This window comes from Candidatus Neomarinimicrobiota bacterium, assembly GCA_034716895.1.
Taxonomy (GTDB): domain Bacteria; phylum Fidelibacterota; class UBA8477; order UBA8477; family JABMPR01; genus JABMPR01.
Map to the genome: position 1 here is coordinate 1 of JAYEKW010000212.1, position 3819 is coordinate 3819.

The 3819-nt window shown below is 43.9% G+C and carries 3 protein-coding genes; all 3 read right to left on the reverse strand.

What is annotated here, in order from left to right; all coding sequences use genetic code 11:
- Nucleotides 1-964, reverse strand: a 964-nt coding sequence (locus U9Q77_12335) for a LamG domain-containing protein (protein MEA3288146.1), incomplete at its 3' end; no start/stop codon positions are given.
- 877 nt (nt 965-1841) lie between these two features.
- Nucleotides 1842-3617: a tetratricopeptide repeat protein gene (locus U9Q77_12340; protein ID MEA3288147.1), complete on the reverse strand. Its 1776-nt coding sequence runs from the start codon at nt 3615-3617 to the stop codon at nt 1842-1844.
- Between the two features lie 19 nt (nt 3618-3636).
- Nucleotides 3637-3819: hypothetical protein (locus U9Q77_12345; GenBank protein ID MEA3288148.1), on the reverse strand; the 183-nt coding region annotated here is incomplete at its 5' end.

Sequence of the window (3819 nt, forward strand, 5' to 3'; positions counted from 1 at the left end):
TGGGGTTAAATCCCTCTCCGCTGTTCAGACTGGCTGATGCACTGGCATCAATATTATTGGCCTGTTTATAGGTATAATCTAAGCGACTACCAGAACTAACACTCATCCAAACGAGATGGTCCAGATGTCCTACCCTATAATGACCATCAATCAGTCTAGGGGCGTTGTCGGTGGTATAATTGCTTCCCGTGAGATCATAATCCCCACTCCCACCCACATTTCCAGATGCATCATCCAGGAAACCGCCGTATTCTGAAGGCCAGTCAGTATCAAGTTTATAATAGCCTACCAGATCAGCATAATAGGAGGGTCTGTCAGAGCTGGTAATGATTTTATACATCCAATCGGAGATTTCAGTTCCACCCAGAAGCGCGTCCCAAATTCTAACCTCGTCAATGGCTCCCTCAAAATAATGCCCCGATTCCGGGGCGGATGAATCGTGGCTCTCAGCTCCGATTTCAAAATAATTATCGTTACGATAGTCTAAGGTTCCACCGCTCCCGGAAGATGTGGCTACCTGAGAGCCATCGATATAGAGGCGGTGTGAGGCACTTGGATTTGTAATTCTGACCACAGCAATATGATGCCACCCAGCAGACAACCCCGTATAAGCATATTCAGTGTATTCATACGCTTCAGCCGTTGAGCTATAGACTTTAAAAGCCAGATTGCCTGAGGACCGAAGTTGAAGCGCATACCCACCGAATTGGGTGTAGGACAAGATTGATTGATTCGAAGCAGGAGTTACACTCCAGTCTTCACGATACACCCATGCTTCCATGGAAAAGGATCCAGTAAATTGAAATGCCGTGCCCATTTCAGCGGGAGTAATTTGCAGGTGGTCGTTTGTCCCATCAAAAATGGCAAAACTGCCGCCATCAGAAAGGTAGCTTCCTGAAATTTGTCCCCAGGCAGCCTGCATTGCCCCCAATAGAAATAGTAGTGATATCAGTAATTTTTTCATTCGATCAATTCCCTGTATGGATAAACAAAAGACACCTTACACGATGTCCCATTCAGGGAGAAAGTTACTTGCTTAAGAGAAGTATTTGGAAAAGTAAAATTACGTAAAAATTACGTATAGGTGAACACCCGAGAAGAATTAATGCCGGCTTAGCCTGAATAATTCATAGCCACTAAGTCACCAAGACACAAAGTATAATAAAATATATGCTTATCAAAAATTATGGTTCATCCCCTAAATGCGTACCTGAAGCCGTATGAAGAAGAGTCAAAATAACGAATGAAATCTGATTTATCTGATATAGAAATATCCCGAAGGCGGTGCATTGAGCTTTGTCGAAATGGATTAAATACGAATAGCTACGGGTGCAACCCGTAGTATTTAGAATCAATAATTAAAACAAACTCTGGAGGAGTTTAACCCTGTCAACCGTGACACCCACATATTGTATCAGATCATATTCTCTACTAAGGATGATTTAATTGAATACGTTAAAAACCAGGCCAGTCACCATACCAACCAGTTTCCGGAGCATCTCCGTTGCGACTAAACTGGTTTCAATAGAACATGAAATAAAATTTGATGAAAAATATTTGCTTTAGTATTGTTCAACCCCTCCGGGGTTGCAATTATTGTGGTTCATTTACCACGGGTTACACCCGTGGCTATTCTGATTATTCCCCTTCAGGGAATCTGGATCTGAGTAAAAGATGGAAACTCCCTGACAATCCAATTAACTCTGAGGTACGCATTATGACGATGAACCAAAATTATCACTCACAGATGCAAATAATACTGTTTAAAATGACCTTGTTCATAACTTTAATAATTTTCGTGACTTAGTGTCTTCGTGGCAATAATTCATGAATAATGCAGGTTAGAACTGCTGGATATTTCCGCTCAAACTTTCATAACGGTCCAGCCCCAGCTTTTTCCGTAAGGTATAGCGGGTGGTCTCAATGGTGCGGACACTCTTGCTGGTAATATAAGCAATCTCCTTGTTGGAGAGATTCATCCGGATGAACATGGCCAGGCGGAGCTGCATGGGTGTCAAATCCTCAAACCGATTTGTTAGTTCTTCCACAAATAATGGATATACAGTTAGGAATCGTTTCTCAAATTCCAGCCAGGTAAACACACCTGTTTCTGGGTTAACACTGGCCATGAGTTGATCCACTGACTCATTGTCATTATTGGTCTCACGTGATCGCTTCAGTTGCTGGAGAAGGTTTGATGTACGTGCCAGATTTTGGACATAATGTTGTAGCTCCTGATTCTTAAGGGCAAGTTCACTGGCAATCGCATCTTTTTCTTTTTCAACAAGAGCTCTTTCTTTGCGACTAAGGCGCACCCGCTGTATCCCGATAATCAGCAGCAGTGATAGGGTCAGAACAATGGCTGAGGATAGGGTCAGAACAAAGCGGCTCCGTGCCGCTTGCTGTTGTTGTTCCTGCTGAAGTAAAAGGATTTCCTTTTCCTTTTTTTCGCTCTCGTATTTGGAAGACATCTCTAGAATCTGTTCATGCTTTTCAGCCGAGAGGAGACTGTCTTCAATCTCCCACATTATGGTAAATTCTTCCAGAGCTGCTTTAAAATCACCGAGTCCGGCTAAAGCGCGATGGAGATTACCCCTGGCCTTGGCTGTTTCATAAGGCATGGAGTGGTGGGCGATGAGCTCCAGGGCGTTTTCTGCATGTATTTTGGCCAGGGACCAATTGTGTAAATCATTTTCCACATTGCTAATAGAAATATGGTTCAGGACCAACCCGATCCATATTTCCAGTTCCTCACATATAGCCAGGGATTGCTGAAATGCTGTCCTGGCTTCTTGGTCTTGCCCAGTATTTTTAAGGACATTGCCAAGATTCATCAACACTTGTGCGTAACTTCCTCTTTCTCCAAGTGAATCCGCCAGGGTACTGGCCAGTTGAAAGGTTTGTACCGCTTCCTGGTATTGCTCGAGGTGATTCTGGGAAATCCCCAGGTTAATCAGGACCGCCATTTCATTCTGTGGGGGACCAGATCGATGAAAAATATTTTGTGCCTGTTTGAATTTGTTCATCGCTTCAAGTTCAAGCCCCTGTTCTGAAAGCAGGTTTCCCATATTCATCAGAGCAGCACCCAGAAATTTATCATTACTCTGGCGTTCTGCCATGGCCGCCACAATCAAATATTCCTGCATGGCAGCGTCGTAGCGACTTTCATCACTTAGTAGATTCGCAATGAGATAATGTAAACGCAGAAGCCCACGATCGTCTTCCAGATTTGTAAATAGTCGGAGGGCGTGTTCAGCGTAGACCAGCGCTTCTGTGGTGTGGCGTTGGAATCGATGACTATGGGCCAACTCTTCAAAAACTTGTACCCTGTCAAAGTCAGGCATGTTATCACTCATCAGGCTGTCTGCACGTTGAACATAGTGTTGGACCGAGTCATTCACTCCCTGATGTCTGAAAGCGCGAGCCCTGCATGCCAGCGCAAAGAGCTTATCATTTGGAGACGCTAGTCTGGACAATGTATCCTGAAGCACTTGTTGTACAGAATCCGGGTTTGCCTGGATACGCTCCAGTATGTTTATCTTCCAACTTGAACCTACTGTTGCAAAACTTGATAGGTTGAACAGAAAAATGACACCCACGAGAAGCTTTTTTTGCACTTGATCCCCTTCGAATACCTTATGCGACTATTAAGCCCATAATTGAGTATTTTTTCTCAGGAAAATCAAGTTCCAAAAAAGCTTGAAGTGGCAACAGAACGACCTCCGGTACAAAGTGTATTTTTCGATATTTTTGTGGCATGAATTCTGCTCCACGTTGGGCTGGGTTTTTTGAAACACGCCAGAGACCACGGACACGGAT